Below are 26,490 nucleotides of genomic sequence, written 5' to 3' on the forward strand. Positions count from 1 at the left end.
ATCCTGGACAGGATGAGCACCACCGGGTCCGACGGGCGCACGCCCGGGGACGGCGACCTCGCCCGCGTCGAGAAGGAACTGCTGGCCCGCTGGCCGGAGAGCCGGCTGGAACCGTCCCTCGGCCGGATCTCCGCCCTGCTCGACCTGCTCGGCGCCCCGCAGCGGGCCTACCCGGTGGTCCAGGTCGCCGGCACCAACGGCAAGACGACGACGGCCCGGATGGTCGACGAGCTGCTGCGCGGCTTCGGCCTGCGGGTCGGCCGCTTCACCAGCCCGCACCTGCAGTCGGTGCGCGAGCGGGTCGTGCTCGACGGCGAACCGGTCAGCGCCGAGCGGTTCGTCGAGACCTACGACGACATCGCGCCCTACGTGCAGATGGTCGACACCGCCGGCGAGCACCCGATGAGCTTCTTCGAGGTGATGGTCGGCATGGCCTACGCGCTGTTCGCCGACGCGCCGGTCGACGTCGCCGTCATCGAGGTGGGCATGGGCGGCACCTGGGACGCGACCAACGTCGTCGACGCGCGGGTCGCCGTCGTGACGCCCGTGGCGCTCGACCACGCCGAGTACCTGGGTCCGGACGTCGCCACGATCGCCGGCGAGAAGGCCGGGATCATCAAGTCCGACTCCATCGCCGTCCTCGCCCACCAGCAGCCGGGGGCGCTCGACGCGCTGGTGCGCCGCGCCGTCGAGGTGGAGGCCGTGGTCGCCCGGGAGGGCACCGAGTTCGGCGTCCTCGATCGCCGGGTCGCCGTCGGCGGGCAGCAGCTGCGGCTGCAGGGCCTCGGCGGCGAGTACGGCGAGGTCTACCTCCCGCTGTTCGGCGCCCACCAGGCGCAGAACGCCGCCACCGCGCTGGCCGCCGTCGAGGCGTTCCTCGGCGCCGGGGCGGCGACCGGGCCGATCGACGTCGAGACGGTGCGCGCCGCGTTCGCCGCCGTCCGCTCGCCCGGCCGGCTCGAGCGGGTGCGCACCAGCCCCACGGTGCTGGTCGACGCCGCGCACAACCCGGCCGGCATGGCCGCGACGGTGGAGGCCATCCGCGAGTCGTTCGACTTCACCCGGCTGGTCGGCGTGGTCGGGGTGGTGCGGGGGAAGGACGTCGAGGCGATGCTCCGCGAGCTCGACGGCGTCTGCGCCGAGCTCGTCGTCACCCAGAACGGCTCACCGCGGGCGCTGCCCGCCGACGAGCTGGGCGCGCTGGCCGTCGACGTCTTCGGCGCCGACCGGGTGAGCGTCTCCCCGCGGCTGCCCGAGGCCCTCACCGAGGCGATCGAGCTGGCCGAGGCCGGGCCGGACGACGCCCTCGGCGGCTCCGGGGTGCTCGTGACCGGCAGCGTCATCACCGCCGGCGAGGCCCGGACGCTGATGGGCGGCCAGGTCCCGTGACCGCACCCGACCCGGACCGCGCCGCCCGCGCGCTGCGGGGTGCGGCGGCGGCCGTCCTCGTCCTGGAGGGGATCGCCGTCCTCTTCGTGCCGCGGGGCATCGCGCAGAGCGGCCCCGGGCTGACCGGCCCGCGGCTCACCGCACTGCTGGTGCTGGCCGTGGTCCTGGTCCTCGCCTCCGGCGTGCAGCGCCGCCGGTGGGGGCTGGTGGCCGGCACCGTGCTGCAGGTACCGCTGCTGGCGACCGGCTTCCTCAACAGCGTGATGTGGTTCGTCGCCGGCGCGTTCGTGCTCATCTGGCTGTACCTGCTGCAGATCCGCAAGGAGCTGCTCGGCTCCTCCTTCGGCCACCCCTCGGGGTCGCGCGCCGAGCGTGCGGGGCGTGGGGGGAAGGGTGGTCCTTCCTCTAGCGCCGCGGCCTGAGGGTGGCGGTGGCGGGGGACTGGCGCCCGGTGCCGGCGGCGTTGACCGCGGCCACGGTGAAGACGTAGCCGGTGCCGTTGACCAGGCCGGTCACCGTGAGGCTCGTGCTGCCGGCGCGCGCGGTCACCGTCTTGACGACGGTGGTGCCGCGGTAGGCGCGGACGACGTAGCCGGTGATCGGGGCGCCGCCGGTCGCGGCGGGCGCGGCCCAGCGCACGGTCACCGCGGCGTTGCCCACGGTCGGCCGGCCGATGGACGGCTTCCCGGGCACGGTGCGCGGCGTGACCGCGGCGCTGCGCGCAGACCTCGGCCCGACGCCGGCCCCGTTGACCGCCGTGACGGTGAAGGTGTACGCGGTCCCGTTCGCGAGACCTGGGATCGTGGCGCTCCGGGCGGTGGCGGGGAAGGTCGTGACGCCGACGGGGGTCGCGGACCGGTAGGTGGCGACCCGGTACCCGGTGATCGGCGCACCGCCGTCGTCGGCCGGGGCCGACCAGGCGACCCGCACGGCGCCTGCGGACGGCGTCGGGGTGCCGATGGCGGGGGCCGACGGGGGCCGGCTCGTGGGGGCGCCGGCGGCGGCCACCAGCGCGGCGCCCGCCCGCACGGCACGGACGGCGTCGACCAGGCCGGAGCCGTAGAGGTCGTCGCGGCCGGGGCTCCCGAGGTCGGTGGCGCTCCCGGCGAGGACCTGCTCCACCTCGTCGGGGGTCAGCCCGGGAGCGGCGGCCGCGACGAGCGCGGCGACGCCGGCGACGTGGGGTGAGGCCATCGACGTCCCGCTCATGGCGCCGGACCCGCCGGAGGCGAGGGTGGAGCGGATGCCGACCCCCGGGGCGCTCAGGTCGACGGTGGGCCCGTAGTTGGAGAAGCTCGCCCGCCGGCTCGACGAGTCGACCGCGGCGACGCTGACGACGCCCGGGGTGGCCGCCGGGTAGGAGGGCACCGAGCTGCCCTCGTTGCCCGCCGCGGCGACGACCGTCACGCCCTTGGCGCGCGCGTAGTCGACGGCCGCGGCGTAGACGGTCGAGTTCCCGGCTCCGCCCAGCGACATGTTGATGACGTCGGCACCGTGGTCGGCGGCCCAGACGATGCCGGCGTTCGCCCACGTCGAGGTGCCGCCGCCGGAGTCGGAGAGCACCTTCACCGGCATCAGCCGCGCACCAGGGGCGACGCCCTCGACCAGCGAGCCGGCGTCGGCGGCGACGGTCCCGGCCACGTGGGTGCCGTGACCGTGGCGGTCGGTCGTGTCGGTCGCGGTGGACGTGGTGAAGTTCCGCCCCGGCACCAGCGCGGCGGCCAGCTCGGGGTGGGGGGCGATCCCCGTGTCGAGGACCGCGACGACGACGTCCGACAGCGGTGAGCCCACCTCGGTCCGGGCTGCCTCCGAGCGGACCAGCGCGTTGCCGTACTGGTACTCGGCGCCGCCGACCGCTCGGATCGGCACGGCCGGGTTCGCCGCCTCCACCGACGGCTGCCCGTCCAGCAGCCGGGCCGCGGCGGCGGCGTCCGCCCGGGAGTCGGCGTCCAGGGCGACGATCTGCGGACCGTCGGGGGTGACGACGAAGGCCTCGAGCCCGACCCCCGAGCCGGTCGTCAGGTCCGCCAGCGTCTGCTCCTCCGCGGCCGAGAGGTCCGCGTCGAGCACCGGCGGCACGTCCACGGTCGCGGTCTCCTCCGCGTGCGCGGGAGCGGCGACGACCACGGACAGGGCGGGGAGGAGCGCGGCGGCGAGGGCCAGGGGGGCGGACCACGAGCGGGACGGCATGGAGACGTCATCGGCACGGGCGCCGAGGTCCCGTTGCCGGTCCACCCCCTCGGGTGATCCGGCGTCCCCGTAGGCTCCGGCCCCGTGACTGAACGCACTCTCGTCCTCGTCAAGCCCGACGGCGTCGCCCGCGGCCTGGTCGGCGAGGTCATCACCCGCCTCGAGCGCAAGGGGCTGCGCCTGGTCGCCGCCGAGCTGCGCACCCTGGACGCCGAGGTCGCCGAGACGCACTACGCGGAGCACCGCGAGCGACCGTTCTTCGCCTCGCTGGTCGAGTTCATCACCAGCGGCCCGCTGGTGGCCCTGGTCGTGGAGGGTCCGCGCGCCATCGAGGCCTTCCGCGCCCTGGCCGGCGCCACCGACCCGGTCAAGGCCGCGCCCGGGACCATCCGCGGCGACTTCGCCCTCGAGGTGCAGAGCAACATCGTGCACGGCTCTGACTCGCCCGAGTCCGCCGACCGCGAGGTCAAGCTGTTCTTCCCCGACCTGGGCTGAGCGCACCGGCGGCGAGATCGGCGATCTCACCCGGATCCGGCTCCGGAACCGTGCGACATCGCCGATCTCGCCGCGGGAGACGCACGTCTACCCTGGACGGGTCATGAACGGTGCATCGCTCTACCCCCGTCTCGAACCGCTCCTCGCGCAGGTGCAGAAGCCGATCCAGTACGTCGGCGGCGAGCTCAACGCGCAGGTCAAGGCGTGGGACGACGTCGCCGTCCACTGGGCGCTCATGTACCCCGACGCCTACGAGGTCGGGCTGCCCAACCAGGGCCTGATGATCCTGTACGAGGTGCTCAACGAGCGCCCTGACGCCCTGGCCGAGCGCACCTACGCCGTCTGGCCCGACCTCGCCGCGCTGATGCGCGAGCACGGCGTCGGCCAGTTCACCGTCGACGCGCACCGCGCCGTGGCCGACTTCGACCTGCTCGGGGTCAGCTTCGCCACCGAGCTGGGCTACACGAACCTGCTCGAGGCCCTCGACCTCGCCGGCGTCCCGCTGCACGCGGTCGACCGGGACGAGACCCACCCCGTGGTCGTCGCGGGCGGGCACGCCGCGTTCAACCCCGAGCCGATCGCCGACTTCGTGGACTGCGCCGTCCTGGGCGACGGCGAGCAGGTCGTCGGGGACGTCACCGACGTGGTCAAGGCGTGGAAGGAGCAGGGCCGGCCCGGCGGGCGGGTCGAGCTGCTGGCCCGCCTCGCCCGCGTCGAGGGGGTCTACGTCCCGCGCTTCTACGCGGTCTCCTACGGCCCGGACGGCGCGATCGTGGCCGTGACCCGCACCCGGGACGACGTCCCCGCGCGGGTCGGCAAGCGCACCGTCATGGACCTCGACGAGTGGCCCTACCCGAAGACGCCGCTGGTGCCGCTGGCCGAGAGCGTGCACGAGCGGATGAGCGTGGAGATCTTCCGCGGCTGCACGCGGGGGTGCCGGTTCTGCCAGGCCGGGATGATCACCCGCCCGGTGCGCGAGCGGACCATCACCGGGATCGGCTCCATGGTCGACCAGGGCCTGCGGGCGACCGGCTACGAGGAGGTCGGGCTGCTGTCACTGTCCAGCGCCGACCACTCCGAGATCGGCCAGATCGCCAAGGAGCTCGCCGACCGCTACGAGGGCACCAACACCGGCCTGTCGCTGCCGTCCACGCGCGTCGACGCGTTCAACGTGACGCTGGCCAACGAGCTCTCCCGCAACGGGCGGCGCAGCGGGCTGACCTTCGCCCCCGAGGGCGGCAGCGAGCGGATCCGCCGGGTCATCAACAAGACCGTCTCCAAGGACGACCTGGTCCGTACCGTCACCACCGCCTACGCCAACGGCTGGCAGCAGGTGAAGCTCTACTTCATGTGCGGCCTGCCGACCGAGACCGACGAGGACGTGTTGGAGATCGCCGACCTCGCGGTCGAGGTGATCCGCGCCGGCCGCGAGGCCAGCGGCCGCAAGGACATCCGCTGCACCGTCTCGATCGGCGGGTTCGTGCCCAAGCCGCACACGCCGTTCCAGTGGGCCGGCCAGGCGAGCGCCGAGACGATCGACGCCCGGCTGAGGCTGCTCCGGCAGAAGATCAACGCCGACAGGCGGGTCGGCCGGTCCATCGGCCTGCGCTACCACGACGGCCAGCCCGGGATCGTCGAGGGCCTGCTCTCCCGCGGTGACCGCCGCGTGGGCCGGGTGATCGAGCGGGTCTGGCGCGAGGGCGGCCGGTTCGACGGCTGGAGCGAGCACTTCTCCTTCGAGCGCTGGACGGCCGCGGCCGCCGAGGAGCTCGTGCGGTTCGGCGTCGACCTGGACTGGTTCACCACCCGCGAGCGCACGCAGGGCGAGGTCCTGCCCTGGGACCACCTGGACTCCGGGCTGGACAAGGAGTGGCTCTGGGACGACTGGCAGGACGCGCTGTCGGAGGAGGAGGTCGCCGACTGCCGGTGGACCCCCTGCTACGACTGCGGCGTCTGCCCCACCAACGGCACCGACATCCAGATCGGCCCGACCGGTCGCAGCCTGCTCCCGCTCACGGTCGTCGGCCGGTAGTGGCCCGCCAGCCCGAGGGGCCGCCCCCGCCGCCCACCGTCCAGAAGCTGCGGCTGCGCTACGCCAAGCGCGGCCCGCTGCGCTTCGCCTCGCACCGCGACCTCGCCCGGGCCCTGGAGCGGGCGCTGCGCCGCGCGCGGGTCCCGATGGCGTTCTCCGCCGGGTTCACCCCGCACCCGAAGATCAGCTACGTCGGTGCGGCGCCCACCGGCGCGGCCAGCGAGGCCGAGTACGTCGAGATCGGCCTGGCGCAGCGGTGCGACCCCGAGGCGGTGCGGGCGGCGCTCGACGCGTCCCTGCCCCCAGGGATCGACGTCCTGGAGTGCGTCGAGGCGGCCGAGGGGACCGGCTCCCTGGCCGACCGGATCGACGCCACCACCTGGCGGGTGGAGCTGCCCGGCGTGGAGCCGCAGCAGCTGGCCACGGCCGTCGCGGCCTTCCTGGCCAGGGACGAGGTCATCGTCGCCAAGCGCACCAAGAACGGCCTGCGGGACGTCGACGCGCGCGCCGCCGTGGCCTCGGCTGCGGCGGAGGGCACATCAGGTTGTGCCATACTGACCATGGTCGTCCGGCAGGTGACGCCCGCCGTTCGACCCGACGACGTGTTGGCCGCTCTGGCTGCCGTCGCCGACCTGCGCCCGCCGTCGCCCCCTCGGGCCGTGCGTGAGGCGCAGGGCCGGCTCGACGACAGCGGGACCGTGGCCGACCCGCTCGGTCCGGACCGCGGAGCGCGCACCCGCTGCCAGGGGGAGCACGCGGCGGTCTGACCGGCGGGGCCGGGGCCTCGCGCCGTCGCGCGGCACGACTGCCAGACGTGACGCACCCCGAAGCACCACCTCGAGACCTGCTCCACGGCACCACCGGCGCCCGGCCGCGACAACCGTCGCCCGGGGGCCGGCACACAGACTTCGCGAGTCGAGCTCGCCGCCCGGACCGGCGCGGCCGCCCGATCCGCCCAACCCGTGCTCCTGCGCGGCCGCCAGTCCCCGTGATCGGCGCCCGGGAGCACCCACAGGAGGCGAGCCCTCGTGGCCGACCAGAACGACGACGACACCACCACGGCGATCCCGGCCGGGACCGACGAGGGCGTGGCGGCACCGCCCGCTCCCGAGGAGGGCGCCGACCCCTCCGCGGTCGACGACGCCCAGGAGGACCTCGAGGCGGCGACCCCCGACCCGGAGGAGGCCGAGGCCGCCGCCGAGGAGCCCGAGCCGGAGGAGCACCCGGCCTCCCGGTTCGGCGCGCAGTTCAGCTCCCCGGAGCCGACGGCGGTCATCGCCCGCCCGCGCCGGCGGGCCACCCGCCCGGCCGGCGCCGCCGACCCCGACGCCTACGCGGCTCCGCCGCCGGTCGCCCCGCCCGTCCCCGCGTTCGTCAGCTTCGTGGCCCCGCCGGAGGCCGAGGCGCCGCCCACGCCGCGCCGGCGCAGCCGCCGTCCCGTCGCCGAGTCGCCGACGGTCGAGGAGCCCGACGTCGAGCCGGCCGAGGACCTCGACGACGAGGAGACCCCGGCGCCGCGTTCCCGGCGCAGCCGGTCGCGGCGTCGCTCCGGCGAGGAGGCCGCCCCGGCGACCGCCGAGGACACCGACGCCGACGAGGACGACACCGCCGACACCGAGGTCGACGCGGACACCGACACCGCGACCGAGGACCGCGAGGACGGCGGGGGCAGCCGTCGCCGCCGGCGGGGCCGGCGCGGCCGGGGCCGGGGCCGCAACGGCGAGGACTCCGCCGACAGCGAGGACACCGACGAGTCGGCGGAGGAGGACACCGGCGACGACGAGGGCGCCGAGGACTCCGACGAGGACGACACCGACACCGAGGCCGGCGAGGACACCGCCGAGGCCGAGGAGGGCGAGGGCGGCTCGACCACCCGCCGTCGGCGCCGGCGCCGCCGCCGGGGCACCGGCGAGGACCGCGCGGAGAGCGCGGAGGAGGAGCGCCCGGAGCGGGCCGGCCGCGACGGCCGCACCACCAGCGAGGACGACGTCAAGGGCGTCACCGGCTCCACCCGTCTGGAGGCCAAGCGGCAGCGCCGCCGGGACGGCCGGGACAACGGCCGCCGCCGCGCGCCGATCCTCACCGAGGCCGAGTTCCTCGCCCGCCGCGAGGCGGTGGACCGCACGATGGTCATCCGCCAGCGGGGCGAGCGCACCCAGATCGCCGTCCTCGAGGACGACGTCCTCGTCGAGCACTACGTGACGCAGGCGCAGGCGACGTCCTTCGCCGGGAACGTCTACCTCGGCCGCGTGCAGAACGTGCTGCCCAGCATGGAGGCGGCCTTCGTCGACATCGGCAAGGGGCGCAACGCCGTCCTCTACGCCGGCGAGGTCAACTGGGACGCCGCCGGGCTGACCGGCAAGCAGCGCTCCATCGAGCAGGCGCTCAAGTCCGGCGACAAGGTGCTGGTGCAGGTCACCAAGGACCCGATCGGCCACAAGGGCGCCCGGCTGACCCAGCAGATCAACCTGCCCGGCCGTTTCCTGGTCTACGTGCCCGGCGGCTCGATGACCGGCATCAGCCGCAAGCTGCCCGACACCGAGCGGCAGCGGCTCAAGGACGTCCTCAAGAAGATCGTCCCCGAGGACGCCGGCGTCATCATCCGCACCGCCGCCGAGGGCGCGTCGGAGGAGGAGCTGACCCGGGACGTCGCCCGGCTGCAGGCGCAGTGGGACGTCATCCAGAAGAAGGCCGAGACGACGTCCAGCGCGCCGACGCTGCTCTACGGCGAGCCCGACCTGGCGATCCGGGTCATCCGCGACGTCTTCAACGAGGACTTCAAGGAGCTCGTCGTCCAGGGCGGCGACGCCTGGGACACCGTCGAGGCCTACGTCGCGCACGTCAGCCCCGAGCTCGTGGACCGGCTGACCCGCTACACCGGCGAGGGGGACGTCTTCCGCGACCTGCGGATCGACGAGCAGCTGGCCAAGGCGCTCGACCGCAAGGTGTGGCTGCCCTCCGGCGGGTCGCTGGTCATCGACCGCACCGAGGCGATGACCGTCGTCGACGTCAACACCGGCAAGTTCACCGGCTCGGGCGGCAACCTCGAGCAGACCGTCACGCGCAACAACATGGAGGCGGCCGAGGAGATCGTCCGCCAGCTCCGGCTGCGCGACATCGGCGGGATCATCGTCATCGACTTCATCGACATGGTCCTGGAGAGCAACCGCGACCTCGTGCTGCGGCGGCTCACCGAGTGCCTCGGTCGCGACCGCACCAAGCACCAGGTCGCCGAGGTCACCTCGCTGGGCCTGGTGCAGATGACCCGCAAGCGGGTCGGCCAGGGCCTGCTCGAGGTCTTCTCCGAGCCGTGCGAGCACTGCCGCGGGCGCGGCGTGCTGGTGCACACCGACCCGGTGGACGAGCGGCGGCGGGGCGGCAACGGCTCCGGTGGCGGGTCCGGCAGCGGCGGCGGCAACAACCGGCGGGACCAGGGCCGGTCCGACCGGGGCGTCAAGGACTCCGGCGGGCGGGACGCCGGGCAGAAGGACGCCGGGCAGAAGGACGCCGCCGCTGCCGAGGTCCGCGAGAGCGTCTCGGTCGTGGCGGAGGCCTCCGGTGTCGGTGACCCCGACGGCGAGGCCCGTTCCGGCGGGCGCCGCAGCCGCGGCCGCCGCAACCGCAGCCAGTCCGGCGAGGAGCGGGCCGCCGAGGACGCGGCCGTGCTGGCCGCCGCCGGGGGGCTGTCCCCTGCCGCGCCGGCCGAGGCGAGCGGCGAGGCGACCGAGGCCGTTCGAGCCGACGACGCCGACGCGGCCGGTGACGTCCGCGCCGACCAGCCCGACCAGCCCGACGCGGTGGTGCCCGCGGCGGCGCCGGAGCCGCCGGCGGCCGACCAGGACGCCGGGGAGCCCTCCGCACCGTTCGAGCCGGCCCCGGTGGCGCCGGTCCCGGCCCAGCCGGCCCCGGCGGAGCAGCCTCGGGCCGAGCGGGCCCGGGCGGAGCAGCCTCGGGCCGAGCAGACCCCGGCGGAGCAGCCGCAGGCCGAGCAGGCGCCCGCGCCGGAGGGTGCGGCGGACGAGGAGGCGGTGCCCGCGGGGGCCGGCCCCGACGACGCCGGCCCCATGGACGACGAGCCCGCCCCGGAGGACGCGCCCCCGGCGGCCGACGACGGGACCGGCACCGCGGTCGCGGTGGGGACCCGTCCGCGCCGCCGCCGGGCGGCCAGCCGGCCGGCCGGGCCGCCCGCCTCCTGAGCGGGAGGGCCCCGTCCGTCCCCCTCTGGCAGGACCCCCTCCTGCCAAGCCTCGCGGGCTCGGGGAGGGGCTGTGTGAGGTACGAGGCCCGTCCCCCGTTCGACCCGGTGCTGCCCGCTCGGGTACGCTGGTCGGGTTGCACCGCCCCGGGCGGGGCACCGCATGGTGCCGCCTGGGAGGCGAGCAGCCCGTCCAGCACCGGCGTCCGACGCCGGGTGCACGCAGGACACGTAGAAGCGATCGAGGAGTCAGTGGTGTACGCAGTCGTGAAGGCCGGTGGCCGGCAGCACAAGGTGGCCGTGGGCGACCGGTTCACGGTCAACCGTCTCGCTGGTGAGGCGGGCGACACCGTCACCCTCCCGGCCCTGCTCCTGGTCGACGGGGACACCGTCACCAGCGACGCCCAGGCGCTGGCGGGTGTCACCGTGACCGGCGAGATCGTCGGCCACGGCAAGGGCCCGAAGATCCGCATCCACAAGTTCAAGAACAAGACCGGCTACCACAAGCGTCAGGGCCACCGTCAGCCGCTGACCGACGTGGTCATCCGCGACATCACGAAGGGCTGACGCCGACATGGCTCACAAGAAGGGCGCCTCGTCCTCCCGCAACGGCCGCGACTCGAACGCGCAGCGCCTCGGCGTCAAGCGCTTCGGTGGCGAGGTCGTGAAGGCCGGCGAGATCATCGTGCGCCAGCGCGGCACCCACTTCCACCCGGGTCTCGGCGTCGGCCGCGGCGGCGACGACACGCTGTTCGCGCTGCAGCCGGGCGCGGTGACCTTCGGCACGCGACGGGGTCGCAAGACCGTCTCGATCTCCGCCGTCGAGGCCTGAAGCACCACCGAACGCACGCTCACGAGCGCACGGGCCCGGCGGGCTCGTGCGCTCGTGGCGCTTCGAGGACAGTGAACTGACATGGCCGCATTCGTCGACCGCGTGGTCGTGCACGTGGCCGCCGGCAACGGCGGTCACGGCGTCGCGTCGATCCACCGCGAGAAGTTCAAGCCGCTCGGGGGCCCCGACGGCGGCAACGGCGGGGACGGCGGCAACGTCGTCCTCGAGGTCGACCCCAACGTCCACACGCTGCTGGACTTCCACCACCGCCCGCACCAGAAGGCCGGCAACGGCCGTCCCGGTGAGGGCGGCAACCGCAACGGCGCCCGTGGCGAGGACCGCGTGCTGCGCGTCCCCGCGGGCACGGTGGTCAGCACCCCCGACGGCCGGGTGATCGCCGACCTCGTCGGCGCCGGGACCCGCGCCGTCCTCGCCCACGGCGGCAAGGGCGGCCTGGGCAACGCCGCGCTGGCCAACACCCGGCGCAAGGCCCCCGGCTTCGCGCTCCTCGGTGAGCCGGGCGAGGCGTTCGACGCGGTCATCGAGCTCAAGAGCATCGCCGACGTCGGCCTGGTCGGCTTCCCCTCGGCGGGCAAGTCATCGCTGATCGCGGCCATGTCCGCGGCCCGCCCGAAGATCGCCGACTACCCGTTCACCACGCTGGTGCCCAATCTCGGGGTGGTGCGCGCCGGCGACACCGTCTTCACGATGGCCGACGTCCCCGGGCTGATCCCGGGCGCGTCCGAGGGCCGGGGTCTGGGCCTGGAGTTCCTCCGCCACATCGAGCGCTGCGCCGTCCTGGTGCACGTCGTCGACATGGCGACGATGGAGCCCGGGCGGGACCCGGAGAGCGACATCGACGCCCTCGTGCACGAGCTCGCCCAGTACCGGGAGGACCTGGTCGACCGGCTGCGGTTCGCCGTCCTCAACAAGGTCGACGTCCCGGACGCGCGGGAGCTGGTCGACCTGGTCCGGGAGTCGCTGGAGCAGCGCGGCCTGCGGGTCTTCCCGGTGAGCGCGGCGACGGGGGAGGGGCTCCGCGAGCTCGGCTTCGCGCTGGCCGCGGCCGTGGACGAGTACCGCGCCGCGCTGCCCGAGCCCGAGCCGGTCCGGATCACCCTCACGCCCCGCGCGGTGGACGACACCGGCTTCACCGTCGAGCCCGACCCGGACGCCGACGGCGCGTTCGTCGTGCACGGGGTCAAGCCCGAGCGCTGGGTGCGGCAGACCGACTTCACCAACGACGAGGCCGTGGGCTACCTGGCCGACCGCCTCAACCGGCTCGGCGTCGAGGACGCCCTCGCCGAGGCGGGAGCGCAGGAGGGCGACGCGGTCACCATCGGCGCGGTCACCTTCGACTTCGTGCCGACCCTGCCCGCCGGCACGCTCACCGCGGAGGAGACCGCCGGCCTCGGCGGCCGGGGCACCGACGCGCGGATCGACGCACCGCACCGGGTGCGCGCCGAGGAGCGGCTGGCGGCCAAGCGGGCCCGCCGGGTGCCCTACGAGCTCACCGAGACCTGGACCGACGAGGACCTGCCCGAGGAGGAGCGGTGACCGGGCGGGAGGCCGTCGCCGGTGCTCGCCGGGTCGTGGTCAAGGTCGGCTCCTCGTCGCTGACCACCCTGCCCGGCGGCCTGGACGAGGCGCGGCTCACCGCGCTGGTCGACGTCCTCGGGGGGCTGCGCGCCCAGGGCAAGGAGGTCGTGCTCGTCTCCTCCGGCGCGATCGCGGCGGGGCTGGCCCCGCTGGGCGTGACCGGCCGGCCCCGGGACCTCGCCACCGCCCAGGCGGCGGCCAGCGTCGGGCAGGTCCGGCTGGCGCAGACCTACGCCGACGCCTTCGCGAAGCACGAGGTGACCGTCGGCCAGGTGCTGCTGACCGCCGACGACCTCACCCGCCGCAGCCACTACCGCAACGCCCAGCGGACCCTCGACCGGCTGCTCACCCTCGGCGTGCTGCCGATCGTCAACGAGAACGACACGGTGGCCACCGAGGAGATCCGCTTCGGCGACAACGACCGGCTGGCCGCGCTCGTGGCGCACGTCGCGCGGGCCGACGCGATGCTGCTGCTGTCCGACGTGGACGGCGTCTACGACGGCGATCCCCGCAAGGGCCCGGCCCGGCTGCTGGACACCGTGCGCGACCCCGCGGACCTCGACGTCGTGACCCTCGGCAGCGCGCGCCGCAACGGCGTGGGCACCGGCGGGATGGCGACCAAGGTGGAGGCCGCGCTGATCGCGGCGCACGCCGGCGTCCCGGTCGTCGTCACCTCCACCGCCCGGGCGGCCGCCGCACTGGCGGGAGAGCCCGTCGGCACCTTATTCACGGTCATGGGTCCGCGGCCGCGGGCGCGCCAGTTCTGGCTGCGGTTCGCCACCCGGCCCCAGGGCCGGCTGGTGATCGACGAGGGCGCGGTGCGGGCGGTCCGGGAGCGGCACGCCTCGCTGCTGGCCGCCGGCATCACCGACGTGGTGGGGGACTTCCTCGCCGACGACCCCGTCGAGCTGGTCGGCCCGGACGGCGTCGTGGTCGCGCGGGGCCTGGCCGCCTACGACGCCCGGGAGCTGCCGCCGCTGCTCGGCCGCAAGACCAGCGAGCTGGACCCGGAGTACCAGCGGGAGATCGTGCACCGCGACGAACTGGTGCTGGTCCGGCGTCCCTCCCTCGGCTGAGAGACTCGCCGCGTGACGATCCGCCCGATCCGCGAACTCGGAGACCCGGTCCTGCGCACCCCCGCAGACGAGGTGCGGTCCTTCGACAAGGAGCTGGCCGCGCTGATCCGCGACCTAGAGGACACCGTGGCCGACCCCGGTCGCGCCGGGGTGGCCGCGCCGCAGATCGGGGTGGGGCTGCGCGCGTTCTCCTACAACGTCGACGGCGTCATCGGGCACATGGTCAACCCGCGGGTCGTGGAGCTGTCCGAGGAGATCCAGGACGGCGACGAGGGGTGCCTGTCCATCCCGGGCATCTGGGCGCCGACGGTCCGGGCGATGCACGCTGTCGTCGAGGGGTTCGACGTGACGGGCGAACCGCTGCGCCTGGAGGGCTCCGGGCTCATGGCCCGGGCGCTGCAGCACGAGGTCGACCACCTCGACGGCAAGGTCTTCCTCGACCGGCTCACCGGCGAGGCCCGGAAGAACGCCCTGCGCGCGCTGCGGGACCGCTGAGATGGCCGGCCTGGAGCCGGTGACCCTCTCCGGCGACCTGGTCACCCTCGAGCCGCTGCGTCCCGAGCACCACGACGAACTCGTCGACGCGGTCCGCGACGGCCGGTTGTGGGAGCTGTGGTACACCTCCGTGCCCTCACCGGAGGGGATGCCGGCGGAGATCGAGCGCCGCCTGGCCGAGCAGGCCGCGGGGACGATGCTGCCGTTCACGGTCCGGCGGGCCGGTGGGGCCGCCGTCGGCATGACGACCTACATGAACGTCGAGGCCGACGTCCCGCGGCTGGAGATCGGCTCGACCTGGACCGCCGCCTCGGCGCAGCGCACGGGGGTGAACGCCGAGAGCAAGCTGCTGCTGCTGGGCCACGCGTTCGAGGTGCTCGGCTGCCTGGCCGTCGAGTTCCGCACGCACTGGCACAACCTGCAGTCCCGGACGGCGATCGCCCGGCTCGGCGCCAAGCAGGACGGCGTGCTGCGCAACCACCGGCGGATGCCCGACGGGTCGCTCCGGGACACCGTCGTCTTCTCCATCACCGACGCCGAGTGGCCCGCCGTCCGCAACGGTCTGCGGCAGCGGCTGGCCCCGCACGCCGGCTGACCGGCCCTACGGTGCTCGGGTGACCGATCTCGCCACCCGCGCCCGCACCCTGCTCGACCTGCACACCGCGCCGGAGATCCTCGTCCTCGCCAACGTGTGGGACGTCGTCTCGGCGCAGGTGGTCGCCGCGACCGAGGGCGTGCGCGCCCTGGCCACGGCGAGTCACGGGATCGCCGCCACCTTCGGCTACGAGGACGGCGAGAACATCCCGCTGGACCTGCACCTGGACATGGTCCGCCGGATCGTCGCCGCGGTGGACCTGCCCGTGTCCATGGACATGGAGGCCGGTTACGGCGACCCGGGGGAGACCGCCCGTCGGGCGATCGAGGTCGGCGTCGTCGGCGGCAACCTCGAGGACCAGATGAGGCCGCTGGACGACGCGGTGGCCGCCGTCGAGGCGGTGCTCCGGGCCGGGCGGGACGCCGGCATCGACTTCGTGCTCAACGCCCGGACCGACACCTTTCTCCACGCGGCCCCGGACGCCGACCGCGGGGCGCTCGTCGCGGAGGCGGTCCGCCGCGGCCGGGCCTTCCTGGAGGCCGGCGCGCCGGTGGTCTTCGTGCCGCGCCTGATCGACCGTGAGGAGATCGCGGCGGTGGTCGAGGGGCTGGGCCGCAACAGGCTGACCCTGATCAGCGTGCCCGGCGCCTCGCTGCCCGCGCGGGAGATGCAGGAGCTCGGCGTCGCCCGGGTCTCCACCGGCCCGTTCACCCAGCGGGTCGCGCTCACCGCGCTGCAGGACGCGACGGTCGAGATGGTGGCCGGGGGCACCCTGCCGGCGGGCACCCGGGCCCTCAGCTGAGCCGCGGCGTTCAGAGGGCCACAGCGGCCCCCGACAGCACGAGTCCGCGCACCTCGAACTCGGTGGACGCCGGCTCACCGGGTGGGGGCGGCCCGCCGGCGGAGAGCTCGGCGACGACGGGCGCGACGACCTCGCGGTCGTAGCGCTCGTACTGCTCCCGGGAGTCCCAGACCTCGACGACCTGGAAGCCGGTCGGGGTGGCGCGGGCGAGGTGCACCAGCAGCCCCTCCGCCGTGCCGCCGACCCGGCGGACCACCTCTGCGTGGACCGCGTCGTACACCTCCACAGGTGCCGGTACGTCGATGACCACACCCCAGGTCATGGCGATCGCCTCCTCCTGTCAGCGAGACCTGCCCGCAGCAGCCCGGTTCCGGCGCTCGGTGAGGCGTCGTGCGCCCTCGCCGCCGAGCCGGCCGAGTGCCGCCTCCTCCCGCCCGGTGAGCAGCAGCAGGAGCGCCGAGATCGGACCCTCCACCGGGGCGCCGGCCCCCACGGTCCAGTCGGCGTCGGTGGCGGTCAGCCGGCACCCGTGCAGCCGCTTCCGGGCCCGGAACGGGAAGCCCGTGTCCCACACCCGCTGGGCGACCACGACTGCCGCGGCCGGCGGCACGGCGCGCTCGCGCCCCAAGGGGACGGCGACGTCCTGGCCGTGCACGAGCACGTCGGTGAGCGGCTCCAGCGGGGTGATGAACGGTGCTGTGCGCCGGGAGCCGACCATCGCGCGTAGCCGCCGGGGGTACTCCTCGACGGGTAGCTGCGCCGCCCGCAGGGCGGTGTCGCGGATCATCCGGTCGAAGCTGCCACGCGCGCGGATCGCGCCGACGAGGGCCTCTCGTGGCCCCATGTGCGCCAGTGTCAGGTGAGCCGCGACGTCCCGGACCCGCCAGGCGTCGCAGAGGGACGGCGTCTCCCACTCGGCGGGGGAGAGCTCCTCGAAGAGGTCGGCGAGGCTCGACCGCTCGGAGTCGATGGTGCGCCACACGTCGTCGAGGTCCATGACCCCTCCCGCATCGGTACGATGTTCTGACTATTCCGTCAGAAGATCTGACCATCGTCAAGGGGGCTCGTGACCGAGGACCGGCAGAACCTGGGCCTGCTGTGCTTCTACCCGTACCGGGCCATGGAGCGCCGCCTCCTCGCGGCCCTGGCCGCGGCCGGGTTCGACGACATCACGCTGGCGCAGGGCCGGATCGCCGCCCGGATCGGCCCGCACGGCACGCGCCTGACCGACCTGGCCGAGCAGGCGCTGGTCACCAAGCAGACGGCGGGGCACCTGGTCGATCAGCTCGAACGGGCCGGCTACGTGCGGCGGGCCCCCGACCCGACCGACGCCCGCGCGCGGCTGGTGCAGATGGCAGAGCGGGGGGAGCGGGTCGTGGCGCTGGCCCGGCAGGTGGAGGCCGAGGTCGAGGCCGAGTGGACGGCCTACTTGGGGGAGGAGGCCACCGGACGGTTGAGGGAGGCCCTGACCCGGCTCCGCGAGATCACCGACCCGTACCGCTAGCCGGAGCGGTGCAGCTGGAGCAGGTGCCGAAGACCTCGAGCTGGTGCTGGACGTCGGCGAAGCCGTGCTCGGCGGCGATCCGGGCGGCCCAGCGCTCCACCGGGGGGTCGGCGACCTCCACGGTCCGACCGCAGGAGCGGCACACCAGGTGGTGGTGGTGCACCGGGGAGCAGCGCCGGTAGGCGGCCTCCCCGTCGCTGCTCCGCAGTACGTCGACCAGGCCGTCGTCCACCAGGGCCTGCAGCGCCCGGTAGACCGTCGCCAGCCCCACCGGGTCGCCGCGTTCGCGCAGCAGCGCGTGCAGGTCCTGCGCGGTGCGGAACCCGTCGAGGTCGTCGAGCAGCGCGAGCACCGCGCTGCGCTGCCGCGTCTGCCGGCGGCCGGGTACATCGGCCGGCTGGGGCCGGCTCACGGCCGCCCTCCGGACGGGGCGGCGTGCTCGCCGTGCTCGTCGTAGTGGACCCCGGTGCCGGTGCGGTGCGGCGCGTGCAGGTGCCCGTCGTGGTCGTAGTCCACGTGGTCGCCGTGCGGCACCGGCTGGTGACCGCAGCCCTCGCCGTGCTCGTGCGGGTGGGCGGCGTGCACCTCGGCGCGGCGCTGGTGGCGGCGCCGGGCCGTCGCCCCGCGCACCGCGGCAGTGGCGGTGACCAGCAGGAACAGGGCGATCGCCAGCAGCACGATCGTCCCGCCCGACGGCGTCCCCGAGTAGTAGGAGGTCGTCGTCCCGGCGACGCTGACCACCAGGCCGATGGCGCAGGCGAGGTGGACCGTCTGGCGGAAGCTGCGCGCCAGCAGCTGCGCGATCGCGCTCGGGATGATCATCAGGGCGCTGATGAGCAGCAGGCCCACCACGCGCATGGAGAGGACCACCGTCGAGGCGACCAGGGCGGCCAGCACGATGTTGAGGGCGAGCACGGGCAGGCCGACGGCGCGCGCGTACTCCTCGTCGTCGCTCACCGCGTACAGCCGCTGGCCCAGCAGCCAGACGACGCCCAGCACGACCACGGTGATGACGGCGAAGACGGCGACGTCCGCGGTGCTCGTGGTGGTGATCGCCCCGAACAGGTAGGCCTCGAGGTTGGTCGCCTGGCCCCGGGGCGCCAGCGACAGCAGCACCACGCCGCCGGCGATGCCCCCGTAGAAGAGGACGGCGAGGGCGACGTCCCCGCTGGTCCGGCCGCGCGCGCGGACCAGTTCGATGAGCACCGCGCCCAGGATCGCGGCGACCAGCGCCGTCCCGACGGGGGCGGTGGCGGTGAGGACGCCGACCGCCACACCGGTGAGGGCGACGTGGCCGAGCCCGTCGCCGAGCAGGGAGAGGCGGCGCTGCACGAGGAAGACCCCGACCGCGGGCGCGACCAGGCCGACCATCAGCGAGGCGAGCAGGGCCCGCTGCATGAAGGCGAACTCGAGGACCTCCACGGTCACCGGCCTCCCTCGGCGGTCACCCGCGGCTGGTCGATCCGGTAGCCGGTCCGCGGCGGCTGGCCGGCGTCCTCGGCGTGGTGGTGACCGCCGTCGGCGTGCGGCTCGGCCCCGGACAGGAGGCCGTCGTACCGGATCCGGCCGTGGTCGACGACGACCGCGCGGGTCAGCACGCCCGACAGCGGGCCGGTCTCGTGGGTCACGACCACGAGTGTCGTCCCGGCCGCCGAGACGTCCGCGAGGACGGCGGCCAGCGCGTCCTGGCTGGCGGCGTCCACCCCGGCGGTCGGCTCGTCCATGATCAGCAGCTCCGGCTCGGCGGCCAGGGCCCGGGCGACGAGCACGCGGCGCTGCTGCCCGCCGGAGAGGGAGGCGACGGGGTCGCCGATGCGGTCGGCGAGCCCGACGGCGGCCACGGCGTCCGCCACGGCGGCGCGGTCGGCCGGGCGCAGCCGGCGGGACAGCCCCAGCCGGGCCAGCCGGCCCACGCCGACGACCTCCCGCACGGTGGCCGGGACGGCGCCGGTGACCGTGTGCCGCTGCGGCACGTAGCCGACCCGGCCCCGCTCGCGCAACCGGCCGACCGGGGCGCCGAGCACCTCCACCTCGCCGTCGAGCACGGGAGCGAGCCCCAGCAGGCCGCGCGCGAGCGTCGTCTTGCCCGACCCGTTCGAGCCGAGGACGGCGACCGCCTCGCCGTGCTGCACGGTGAGGTCGACGCCGCAGACGATCGGCACGTCGCCGTAGCCGACGCTCGCGCCGCGGAGGCGGATGGCGGGTGTCATGAGCAGGACTGGCCCTCCTGGAGGGTGGCGAGGTTGCCGCGCATCACCGACAGGTAGTCCGCGCCGGCCGAGTCGTCGGTCAGCCCCTCGAGCGGGTCCAGGACGGCGGTCCGCACGCCGGCCTCCGCCGCCACCGTCTCGGCGACGGCAGGGTCGACCAGGGTCTCGGTGTACACCGTGGTGACGCCCTCCTCGCGGACCAGCGTCGCGATCTCGGCCAGCTGGGCCGGGCTCGGCTCCTGCGACGGGCTCAGCCCGCTGATGCCGACCACCCGGAGACCGTAGCGGTCGGCGAGGTAGCCGAAGGCGTCGTGGCTGGTGACCAGGGTGTCCACCGCGCAGTTCGCGAGGCCGGCCTGCACCTCGGCGTCGAGGCCCTCCAGGTCGGCGCGCAGGGCGGCGGCGTTCTCCTCGAACGTGGCCGCGCCGTCCGGGTCGAGCTCGGTCAGCCGGTCGGCGAGGGCGTCGCCGACCGCGGCCAGCCGGGTGGGGTCGAGCCAGAAGTGCGGGTCGACCGGCGCCTCGCCCCCGTCCGCGGCGTGCTCCTCGGCGTCGGCTCCCTCGCCCTCGTGGGAGTGCTCCTCGCTGGTGAGGGAGAGGTCCGCGGCCTGGCCGGCGTCCCAGGCGGAGCCGGCGGCCTCGGTCTCGGCGGCCTCGTCCAGGGCCGGCTGGAAGCCGTCCAGGTAGACCAGCAGGTCGGCCTGGGCCACCGCGGCGACGTCCTGCGGCGTGAGCTCCAGGTCGTGCGCCTCAGCACCCGGCGGGGTCAGCGAGGAGACGCCGACCCGGTCCCCACCGACCCGCTCGGCGGCCCACTCCAGCGGGTAGAAGCCGGCCACGACGGTCAGCCCCTCCGAGTCGCCACCCCCGGTGCCAGAGCCCCCGCAGCCGGCGAGCAGCAGCGTGGTGGCCGCGGCGATGACGACCGTCTTCGCGTTCATGAGAATCATTCTCGCATACGTCCGGTGGCCGTCGGAGAGGCCGGGGGGCGGGCGCGCACGCGTACCCTTCCCTGCGTGTCCGACGTCTCCGGCCTGCCGCTGATCGGCGCCGCGGCGCTGCGTGCCCGCGCCGCCGCCCGGGTGCTGCGCACCCTGCCCACCGACACCAAGGACGCCGCGCTGCTGGCGATGGCCGACGCGTTGGTCGCGCAGGCCGACGAGGTGCTGGCCGCCAACGCCGCCGACGTCGAGGCGGCCGACGGCACGCCGGCGGCGATCCTCGACCGGCTCCGGCTCGACGCCGGCCGGATCGCCGGGGTGGCCGACGCGCTGCGCCAGCTGGTCGCGCTGCCCGACCCGGTGGGCGACGTCGTCCGGGGCTCGACGTTGCCGAACGGGCTGCAGCTGCGCCAGGTGCGGGTGCCCCTCGGCGTGGTCGGCATCGTCTACGAGGCCCGGCCGAACGTCACCGTCGACGCGGCGGGGCTGTGCCTGAAGAGCGGCAACGCGGCGCTGCTGCGCGGGTCGGCGTCGGCGTTCCGCACCAACACCGCGCTGGTCGCCGTCCTCACCGAGGCGGCGGCGAAGGCCGGCCTGCCCGAGGGGTCGATCGAGCTGCTGCCCGCCGACCGTGCCTCGGTGGGCGAGCTGCTCAACGCCCGCGGCCTGGTGGACGTGGTCATCCCGCGCGGCGGGGCGTCGCTGATCCAGCGGGTGGTGCGCGAGGCACGGGTGCCGGTGATCGAGACCGGCGAGGGCAACTGCCACGTCTACGTCGACGCGTCGGCCGATCCGGCGATGGCCGAGGCGATCGTGCTCAACGCCAAGACCCACCGGGTGAGCGTCTGCAACTCCGCGGAGACGCTGCTGGTGCACCGCGACGTCGCCTTCCTGCCGCGGTTGCTGTCCGCGCTGGCCGACGCCGGCGTCACGCTGCACGGGGACGCCGCGGCGCGGGCCGCGCACGAGGCGGTCGTCCCCGCGACCGACGAGGACTGGGCGACCGAGTACCTGTCGATGGACATGGCCGTCCGGGTCGTCGACGACCTGCCCGCCGCGCTCGACCACATCGAGCGGTGGGGGAGCGGGCACAGCGAGGCGATCGTGGCCGACTCCGCTCGCGCCGTCGCCGAGTTCACCGCCGGGGTGGACGCGGCCGCGGTGCTGGTCAACGCCTCGACCCGGTTCACCGACGGCGGGGAGTTCGGCTTCGGCGCGGAGATCGGCATCTCGACGCAGAAGCTGCACGCCCGCGGTCCGCTGGGCCTGCCCGAGCTGACCTCGACCACCTACGTCGTGACCGGGAGCGGGCACACCCGGCGCTGACCCTCCTGCTGCGTCATCGGCCCGCCCCACCGCCGCCGAGCCCCCCGCCCGCCCCACCGCCGCTGAGCCCCCGCCCTCCCCACCGCCCCAGGCAGGAGCCGCATGCCCCGCCCGCCGTCGCAGGCCCTGCAGTTCTCCTCGGTCGCTGACGTCAGCAAGCGGCTGGCCACCGCCGGCTACCTGCCCGACGCGCAGATCGCGACCACGGTGTTCCTGGCCGACCGGCTGGGCAAGCCGCTGCTGGTCGAGGGGCCGGCCGGGACCGGCAAGACCGAGCTGGCCAAGGCGCTGGCCGTGGCGACCGGGTCGGAGCTGATCCGGCTGCAGTGCTACGAGGGCCTCGACGAGGCGCGGGCGCTGTACGAGTGGAACTACAAGAAGCAGCTGCTGCGCATCCAGGCGGCGCAGGGCACCGACGGCGCTGACTGGGGCTCCGTCCACGACGACATCTTCGGCGAGGAGTTCCTCCTCTCCCGGCCGCTGCTCACCGCCATCCGGCGCACCGAGCCGACGGTCCTGCTCGTCGACGAGACCGACAAGGCCGACGTCGAGGTGGAGGGCCTGCTGCTGGAGGTGCTGAGCGACTTCCAGGTCACCATCCCCGAGCTCGGCACCGTGGCCGCGGCGCGCCGGCCGATGGTGGTGCTGACCTCCAACGCCACCCGTGAGCTCTCCGAGGCGCTCAAGCGGCGCTGCCTCTACCTCGCGCTGGACTATCCGTCGGCCGAGCGGGAGCGGGAGATCGTGCTCTCCCGGGTGCCCGACCTGGCGCCCGGGCTGGCCGAGCAGCTGGTCCGGACCATCCGGGCGCTGCGGGCGCTGGAGTTGAAGAAGTCCCCGTCGATCTCGGAGACCCTCGACTGGGCGCAGACCCTGCTCGAGCTGGGCCTGGACACCCTCGACGAGACGGCGGTGCGGTCCACCCTGGGGGTCGTGCTCAAGCACGCCAGCGACCAGGAGCGGGCCGCGGCCGAGCTGCGGCTGAACTGATGGCGGCCCCGGTCCCCGCGCCCTCACCGGCCGGGCCCGGCGGGCTCGCCGGGCACCTGGACGGCTTCGTCCGGGCGGTGCGGGAGGCCGGCATCCCGGTCGGGATCAGCCAGGCCGTGGACGCCGCCGAGATCCTCACCGTGGTCGACCTGCTCGACCGCGAGCAGCTGCGGCACGGGCTGGCCGCGGTGCTGCTGCAGCGGGCGGCGCAGCGACCGGCCTACGACGTGCTGTTCGACCTGTGGTGGCCGCTGGGCGACCGCCCCGTGGGAACCGACGAGGTCGAGGGGGACGGTGACGCGGGGGAGACCCCGGAGTCGACCCTCGACCTGCCCGACGGCGTGGACCTGGCGGGGCTGCTGCGCGACCGGCTGGCCCAGCTGCTGCTCGAGGGCGACGAGGAGACGCTGCGCCGCTTCGCCCGCGAGGCCGTCGACCGGCTCGGCCGGGCCACGCCCTCGCCGTCCGGCCAGTCGTTCTTCAGCTACCGGGTGATGCGGGCGCTGTCGCCGGACACGCTGGTCGCCCAGCTGCTGGCCGGTCTCCTGGGGGACGGCGAGCGCGGCGGGCTGGCCGAGCAGGTCGCCCGGCAGACCGTGCGCGAGCGGCTGGCGGCGTTCCGGGCGGCGGTGGAGGCCGAGGTCCGGCGGCGGACGGCGGCGGAGCGGGGGCGGGACAAGGTGGCGCGCAGCGCGGTGCGCCCGCTGGCCGACCAGGTCGACTTCCTGCGCGCCCAGGCCGCCGACCTCGCCGAGCTGCGGCGGACCGTGGCCCCCCTGGCGCGGCGCCTCGCGGTGCGGCTGGCGGCCCGGCGGCGGCACGGGCGGGAGGGCTGGCTGGACTTCCGCAAGACCGTGCGCGCCTCGTTGGGGACCGGTGGGGTGCCCGTGGTGACCCACCACCGGCCGCGGAAGGTGCACAAGCCCGAGCTGGTGGTGCTCTGCGACGTGAGCGGCTCGGTGGCCGGTTTCAGCCACTTCACGCTGATGCTCACCCAGGCGCTGCGCGAGCACTTCTCCGGTGTGCGGGCTTTCGCGTTCGTGGACTCCACCGACGAGGTCACCTGGTTCTTCCGCCCGGGCGCGGACGTGGCCGACGCGGTCGCGCGGATCGGCCGGGAGGCCGACGTGGTGGGCTTCGACGGGCACAGCGACTACGGCACGGCCTTCGAGGTGTTCGCCGACCGGTGGCCCGGCGCGGTCGGCCCGAAGACGTCGCTGCTGGTGCTCGGCGACGGCCGCACCAACTACCGCCAGCCGGGGGTCCCGGTGCTGGCCGACCTCGTGCGGCGGTCCCGGTCGGCGCACTGGCTCAACCCCGAGCCGCGGCGGCTGTGGGGCAGCGGCGACTCGGCGGCCAACCGGTACGGCGAGGTCATCGACATGGTCGAGTGCCGCAACGCCGCCCAGCTCGCCGACTTCGTGACCACGCTGTGAGCGACACGTCGGCGTGTCGACGAAGCGAGATGTCGACCCGGCCGTGACCTGCCACCGCCGCGGTCGTTGGGCCGTGCGGGTGCAGGGACCGTTCCCGGCGCCGACCGCGGGGCCCGTCGGTCTCGTGGATCTCCCCGCGGCCGGCTGGTCCCCGCGGCCGGCCGCGACCGGCGGCTCGGGGGAGCCGGTCGCACCGGGGCACGCCGGGCCGGCCGCAGGCGCTCGGACCCCGTCCGGGGCCGGTCGTCGCGGCCGGTCCCGGACGGCCCGGATACGCTCGATCAGTGGCTGGTCGGCGGGTCGGGGTGATGGGTGGGACGTTCGATCCCATCCACCACGGGCACCTCGTGGCGGCGAGCGAGGTCGCCGTCCTCTTCGGGCTGGACGAGGTCGTGTTCGTGCCGACCGGCCAGCCGTGGCAGAAGAGCGACCGCGAGGTGGCCCCCGCCGAGGACCGCTACCTCATGACGGTCATCGCCACCGCCTCCAACCCCCGCTTCTCCGTGAGCCGGGTCGACATCGACCGCGGCGGCCCGACCTACACCATCGACACCCTCAGCGACCTGCAGCGACAGCGACCCGACGACGAGCTGTTCTTCATCACCGGAGCCGACGCGCTCTCCCAGATCCTCAGCTGGCGCGACAGCGACCGGTGCTTCCAACTGGCGCACTTCATCGGCGTGACGCGGCCCGGCTTCGACCTCGGGGCCGCGCACCTGCCCGAGGGAGTGGTCAGCCTGGTCGAGGTGCCGGCGCTGGCCATCAGCTCCAGCGACTGCCGCGAGCGGGTCGGCCGCGGCATGCCGGTCTGGTACCTCGTCCCCGACGGCGTCGTGCAGTACATCGAGAAGCGGCAGCTCTACCACTCGCGCGGTGCCGCCCGGCCCGCGGCGCGCGCGGGGGTCCCCCGCAGGGAGGGCGCGGTCGCGTCGGCCGACCACCCCACCTACGACCGGCCGCCGGCCGCGGCCGGCCCCGAGGGGCCACCCCAGGAACCACCGTCCCCCCATCTCCAGGAGGTACCCCGATGACCGCCTCGCCCGAGGCGCGGGAGACCGCACTGCTGGCGGCGCAGGCCGCCGCCGACAAGCTGGCCACCGACGTCTCGATCGTGGACGTCAGCGACCGGCTGGCGATCACCGACGCCTTCGTGCTCGCCTCGGCGCCCAACGAGCGCCAGGTGCAGGCGATCGTCGACGAGGTGGAGGAGCGGTTACGGCAGCACGGCGTCAAGCCGGTGCGCCGGGAGGGGGTCGCCGAGGCCCGGTGGGTGTTGCTGGACTTCGTCGACGTGGTCGTGCACGTCCAGCACGCCGAGGAGCGCGCCTACTACGCCCTGGAGCGGCTCTGGAAGGACTGCCCGACCATCCCGTTCGCCGACCGGGCTGCGCCGCCGGACGGGCAGACGACCACCGGCACCGGCAGGGGCACCAGCACCGGCACCAGCACCGGCACCAGCGGCGACACCGACACCGGCACCGTCGCCGGCACCGAGGCTCCTCTCCCGGCGAGCCGGGAGACGCTGTCGGCCGACGACGTCGACCCGATGAGCGCCGATCCCACGCCGCTGCCGCCCGAGCCGGCCGGGGACGACACCGGCGCGGGGGACTCCTCCCCGGAGGCGACCGGCCGGTGACCGACGGCGCCTCCCGGTTGCCCGTGCCCCGGCTGGTCGTCTGGCGGCACGGGCGCACCGAGTGGAACGCCACCGGGCGGTTCCAGGGCCAGCTGGACCCTCCGCTGGACGACGAGGGTCGCCGGCAGGCCGTCGAGACCGCGCCCCACCTGGCGGCGAGCGGCCGGCTGCCCGAGGGGACCGTCGTCGTCTCCAGCGACCTGGGCCGGGCCGCCGAGACCGCCTCGACGCTCACCGCCGTCCTCGGCGTCCCGCTTCGCCTGGATCCGCGGCTGCGCGAGTTCGGCCTCGGGTCCTGGGAGGGACTCACGCGCGAGGAGGTCGCCGAGCGCCACCCCGAGCAGTACGCCGACTGGCTCGCCGGCCGGCCGGTGCGCGGCCGCGGTGGCGAGGACCCGGCCGACGTCCCGCGCCGGGCGCTCGCCGCGCTCGGCGACCTGCCCGAGGCGCCCGCCGCCGTGGTGGTGACCCACGGCGGCACGGCCGCGCGGCTGATGGAGGTACTGCTCGGGCTCGGACCGGAACACCGCCGGGTGTTCGGCCCCCTGGGCAACTGCGCGTGGAGCGAGCTGGCCGTGCAGAGCGACCGCTGGCGGCTGCTGCGGCACAACAACTCGGCGCCGCAGCTGCCGGCCGAACCGCGGCCGCCGTCGCGCGCCGCGGCCGGGCCCCTGGAGGCCGGTGCCAGCCCCGAGGAGGGGGCCGCCGCTCCGGCGCAGGACGCCGACGCCGTGCTCTGACCGGGCG

The 26,490-nt window shown here is 75.3% G+C and carries 27 protein-coding genes; 20 read left to right on the forward strand and 7 right to left on the reverse strand.

The annotated features are described in order from the left end of the window. The first annotated feature begins 12 nt into the window (after nucleotides 1–12). Together folC and ACI782_RS12970 are read left to right on the forward strand one after the other, a co-directional pair. Nucleotides 13–1,389: a bifunctional tetrahydrofolate synthase/dihydrofolate synthase gene (gene folC, locus ACI782_RS12965; RefSeq protein WP_456909758.1), complete on the forward strand. Its 1,377-nt coding sequence runs from the start codon at nucleotides 13–15 to the stop codon at nucleotides 1,387–1,389. Continuing rightward, nucleotides 1,386–1,811: a DUF4233 domain-containing protein gene (locus ACI782_RS12970; protein WP_456909760.1), complete on the forward strand. Its 426-nt coding sequence runs from the start codon at nucleotides 1,386–1,388 to the stop codon at nucleotides 1,809–1,811. Before folC ends, ACI782_RS12970 begins: the two co-directional genes overlap by 4 nt. On the opposite strand, the gene ACI782_RS12975 is transcribed toward ACI782_RS12970, so the two are convergent. Then, complete coding sequence (locus ACI782_RS12975) at nucleotides 1,795–3,579, reverse strand: S8 family serine peptidase (protein WP_456909762.1); 1,785 nt, start codon at nucleotides 3,577–3,579, stop codon at nucleotides 1,795–1,797. The two genes, ACI782_RS12970 and ACI782_RS12975, sit on opposite strands and share 17 nt — an antisense overlap. Nucleotides 3,580–3,663: 84 nt before the next feature. Between ACI782_RS12975 and ndk the strand changes: the two genes are divergently transcribed. From ndk to ACI782_RS13030, 11 genes are all read left to right on the forward strand, one after another. Further along, nucleotides 3,664–4,074, forward strand: a complete 411-nt coding sequence (gene ndk / locus ACI782_RS12980; RefSeq protein ID WP_456909764.1) for a nucleoside-diphosphate kinase — start codon at nucleotides 3,664–3,666, stop codon at nucleotides 4,072–4,074. A gap of 103 nt (nucleotides 4,075–4,177) precedes the next feature. Beyond that, complete coding sequence (locus tag ACI782_RS12985; RefSeq protein ID WP_456909766.1) at nucleotides 4,178–6,106, forward strand: TIGR03960 family B12-binding radical SAM protein; 1,929 nt, start codon at nucleotides 4,178–4,180, stop codon at nucleotides 6,104–6,106. After that, entirely contained in the window at nucleotides 6,106–6,873 is a 768-nt protein-coding gene (locus tag ACI782_RS12990; protein WP_456909768.1) for a TIGR03936 family radical SAM-associated protein, read from the forward strand. Before ACI782_RS12985 ends, ACI782_RS12990 begins: the two co-directional genes overlap by 1 nt. Nucleotides 6,874–7,134: 261 nt before the next feature. Beyond that, the gene (locus ACI782_RS12995) at nucleotides 7,135–10,302 is read left to right on the forward strand and encodes an Rne/Rng family ribonuclease (RefSeq protein WP_456909770.1); all 3,168 of its coding nucleotides are present in this window, start codon (nucleotides 7,135–7,137) and stop codon (nucleotides 10,300–10,302) included. Between the two features lie 254 nt (nucleotides 10,303–10,556). Next, on the forward strand, nucleotides 10,557–10,868 hold the full coding sequence (gene rplU, locus ACI782_RS13000) for a 50S ribosomal protein L21 (RefSeq protein WP_456909772.1): 312 nt from the start codon (nucleotides 10,557–10,559) through the stop codon (nucleotides 10,866–10,868). A 7-nt stretch (nucleotides 10,869–10,875) separates the two neighbouring features. Continuing rightward, the gene (rpmA, locus tag ACI782_RS13005; RefSeq protein WP_456909774.1) at nucleotides 10,876–11,133 is read left to right on the forward strand and encodes a 50S ribosomal protein L27; all 258 of its coding nucleotides are present in this window, start codon (nucleotides 10,876–10,878) and stop codon (nucleotides 11,131–11,133) included. An 81-nt stretch (nucleotides 11,134–11,214) separates the two neighbouring features. Then, the gene (obgE, locus tag ACI782_RS13010; protein ID WP_456909776.1) at nucleotides 11,215–12,690 is read left to right on the forward strand and encodes a GTPase ObgE; all 1,476 of its coding nucleotides are present in this window, start codon (nucleotides 11,215–11,217) and stop codon (nucleotides 12,688–12,690) included. Continuing rightward, nucleotides 12,687–13,808, forward strand: coding sequence for a glutamate 5-kinase (gene proB / locus ACI782_RS13015; protein ID WP_456909778.1), 1,122 nt, complete (start codon nucleotides 12,687–12,689; stop codon nucleotides 13,806–13,808). Before obgE ends, proB begins: the two co-directional genes overlap by 4 nt. 12 nt (nucleotides 13,809–13,820) lie before the next feature. Continuing rightward, nucleotides 13,821–14,303 (forward strand): peptide deformylase, encoded by a 483-nt coding sequence (gene def, locus ACI782_RS13020; RefSeq protein ID WP_456909780.1) that lies wholly within the window; start codon nucleotides 13,821–13,823, stop codon nucleotides 14,301–14,303. Nucleotide 14,304: 1 nt separating this feature from the next. Beyond that, complete coding sequence (locus ACI782_RS13025) at nucleotides 14,305–14,898, forward strand: GNAT family N-acetyltransferase (protein WP_456909782.1); 594 nt, start codon at nucleotides 14,305–14,307, stop codon at nucleotides 14,896–14,898. A 19-nt stretch (nucleotides 14,899–14,917) separates the two neighbouring features. Continuing rightward, the gene (locus ACI782_RS13030) at nucleotides 14,918–15,700 is read left to right on the forward strand and encodes an isocitrate lyase/PEP mutase family protein (RefSeq protein ID WP_456909784.1); all 783 of its coding nucleotides are present in this window, start codon (nucleotides 14,918–14,920) and stop codon (nucleotides 15,698–15,700) included. A 10-nt stretch (nucleotides 15,701–15,710) separates the two neighbouring features. Here the strand turns inward: ACI782_RS13030 and ACI782_RS13035 are convergent, their stop codons facing one another. Together ACI782_RS13035 and ACI782_RS13040 are read right to left on the reverse strand one after the other, a co-directional pair. After that, the gene (locus tag ACI782_RS13035; protein WP_456909786.1) at nucleotides 15,711–16,022 is read right to left on the reverse strand and encodes a hypothetical protein; all 312 of its coding nucleotides are present in this window, start codon (nucleotides 16,020–16,022) and stop codon (nucleotides 15,711–15,713) included. 18 nt (nucleotides 16,023–16,040) lie between these two features. Continuing rightward, entirely contained in the window at nucleotides 16,041–16,697 is a 657-nt protein-coding gene (locus ACI782_RS13040) for a maleylpyruvate isomerase family mycothiol-dependent enzyme (protein ID WP_456909788.1), read from the reverse strand. A 69-nt stretch (nucleotides 16,698–16,766) separates the two neighbouring features. On the opposite strand from ACI782_RS13040, the gene ACI782_RS13045 reads away from it, so the two are divergent. Further along, nucleotides 16,767–17,204, forward strand: a complete 438-nt coding sequence (locus ACI782_RS13045; RefSeq protein WP_456909790.1) for a MarR family winged helix-turn-helix transcriptional regulator — start codon at nucleotides 16,767–16,769, stop codon at nucleotides 17,202–17,204. Here the strand turns inward: ACI782_RS13045 and ACI782_RS13050 are convergent. Genes ACI782_RS13050 through ACI782_RS13065 form a run of 4 tightly spaced genes read right to left on the reverse strand, consistent with a single transcriptional unit; the run spans nucleotide 17,185 to nucleotide 20,355 of the window. Continuing rightward, nucleotides 17,185–17,616 (reverse strand): Fur family transcriptional regulator, encoded by a 432-nt coding sequence (locus tag ACI782_RS13050; RefSeq protein ID WP_456909792.1) that lies wholly within the window; start codon nucleotides 17,614–17,616, stop codon nucleotides 17,185–17,187. The genes ACI782_RS13045 and ACI782_RS13050 overlap by 20 nt on opposite strands. After that, nucleotides 17,613–18,632 (reverse strand): metal ABC transporter permease, encoded by a 1,020-nt coding sequence (locus tag ACI782_RS13055; protein ID WP_456909794.1) that lies wholly within the window; start codon nucleotides 18,630–18,632, stop codon nucleotides 17,613–17,615. Before ACI782_RS13055 ends, ACI782_RS13050 begins: the two co-directional genes overlap by 4 nt. Then, complete coding sequence (locus tag ACI782_RS13060) at nucleotides 18,629–19,414, reverse strand: metal ABC transporter ATP-binding protein (RefSeq protein ID WP_456909796.1); 786 nt, start codon at nucleotides 19,412–19,414, stop codon at nucleotides 18,629–18,631. Before ACI782_RS13060 ends, ACI782_RS13055 begins: the two co-directional genes overlap by 4 nt. Beyond that, nucleotides 19,411–20,355, reverse strand: a complete 945-nt coding sequence (locus ACI782_RS13065) for a metal ABC transporter substrate-binding protein (RefSeq protein ID WP_456909798.1) — start codon at nucleotides 20,353–20,355, stop codon at nucleotides 19,411–19,413. Before ACI782_RS13065 ends, ACI782_RS13060 begins: the two co-directional genes overlap by 4 nt. Nucleotides 20,356–20,430: 75 nt before the next feature. Between ACI782_RS13065 and ACI782_RS13070 the strand changes: the two genes are divergently transcribed. The 6 genes from ACI782_RS13070 (at nucleotide 20,431) to ACI782_RS13095 (ending at nucleotide 26,483) form a co-directional block, all read left to right on the forward strand. Then, nucleotides 20,431–21,681 carry a glutamate-5-semialdehyde dehydrogenase gene (locus ACI782_RS13070; RefSeq protein ID WP_456909800.1) on the forward strand — a complete coding sequence of 417 codons (1,251 nt, stop codon included), beginning with the start codon at nucleotides 20,431–20,433 and terminating at the stop codon, nucleotides 21,679–21,681. Between the two features lie 102 nt (nucleotides 21,682–21,783). Further along, nucleotides 21,784–22,671, forward strand: coding sequence for an AAA family ATPase (locus ACI782_RS13075; protein WP_456909802.1), 888 nt, complete (start codon nucleotides 21,784–21,786; stop codon nucleotides 22,669–22,671). Next, nucleotides 22,671–24,107 (forward strand): vWA domain-containing protein, encoded by a 1,437-nt coding sequence (locus tag ACI782_RS13080; RefSeq protein ID WP_456909804.1) that lies wholly within the window; start codon nucleotides 22,671–22,673, stop codon nucleotides 24,105–24,107. Before ACI782_RS13075 ends, ACI782_RS13080 begins: the two co-directional genes overlap by 1 nt. 284 nt (nucleotides 24,108–24,391) lie before the next feature. Then, nucleotides 24,392–25,138 (forward strand): nicotinate-nucleotide adenylyltransferase, encoded by a 747-nt coding sequence (gene nadD, locus ACI782_RS13085; RefSeq protein ID WP_456909806.1) that lies wholly within the window; start codon nucleotides 24,392–24,394, stop codon nucleotides 25,136–25,138. Beyond that, on the forward strand, nucleotides 25,135–25,743 hold the full coding sequence (rsfS, locus tag ACI782_RS13090) for a ribosome silencing factor (protein ID WP_456909809.1): 609 nt from the start codon (nucleotides 25,135–25,137) through the stop codon (nucleotides 25,741–25,743). The genes nadD and rsfS overlap by 4 nt, the downstream gene beginning before the upstream one ends. After that, nucleotides 25,740–26,483, forward strand: a complete 744-nt coding sequence (locus ACI782_RS13095) for a histidine phosphatase family protein (RefSeq protein ID WP_456909811.1) — start codon at nucleotides 25,740–25,742, stop codon at nucleotides 26,481–26,483. The genes rsfS and ACI782_RS13095 overlap by 4 nt, the downstream gene beginning before the upstream one ends. The last annotated feature ends 7 nt before the right edge of the window (nucleotides 26,484–26,490 follow it).

It is taken from the genome of Geodermatophilus sp. SYSU D00703, from assembly GCF_054050155.1.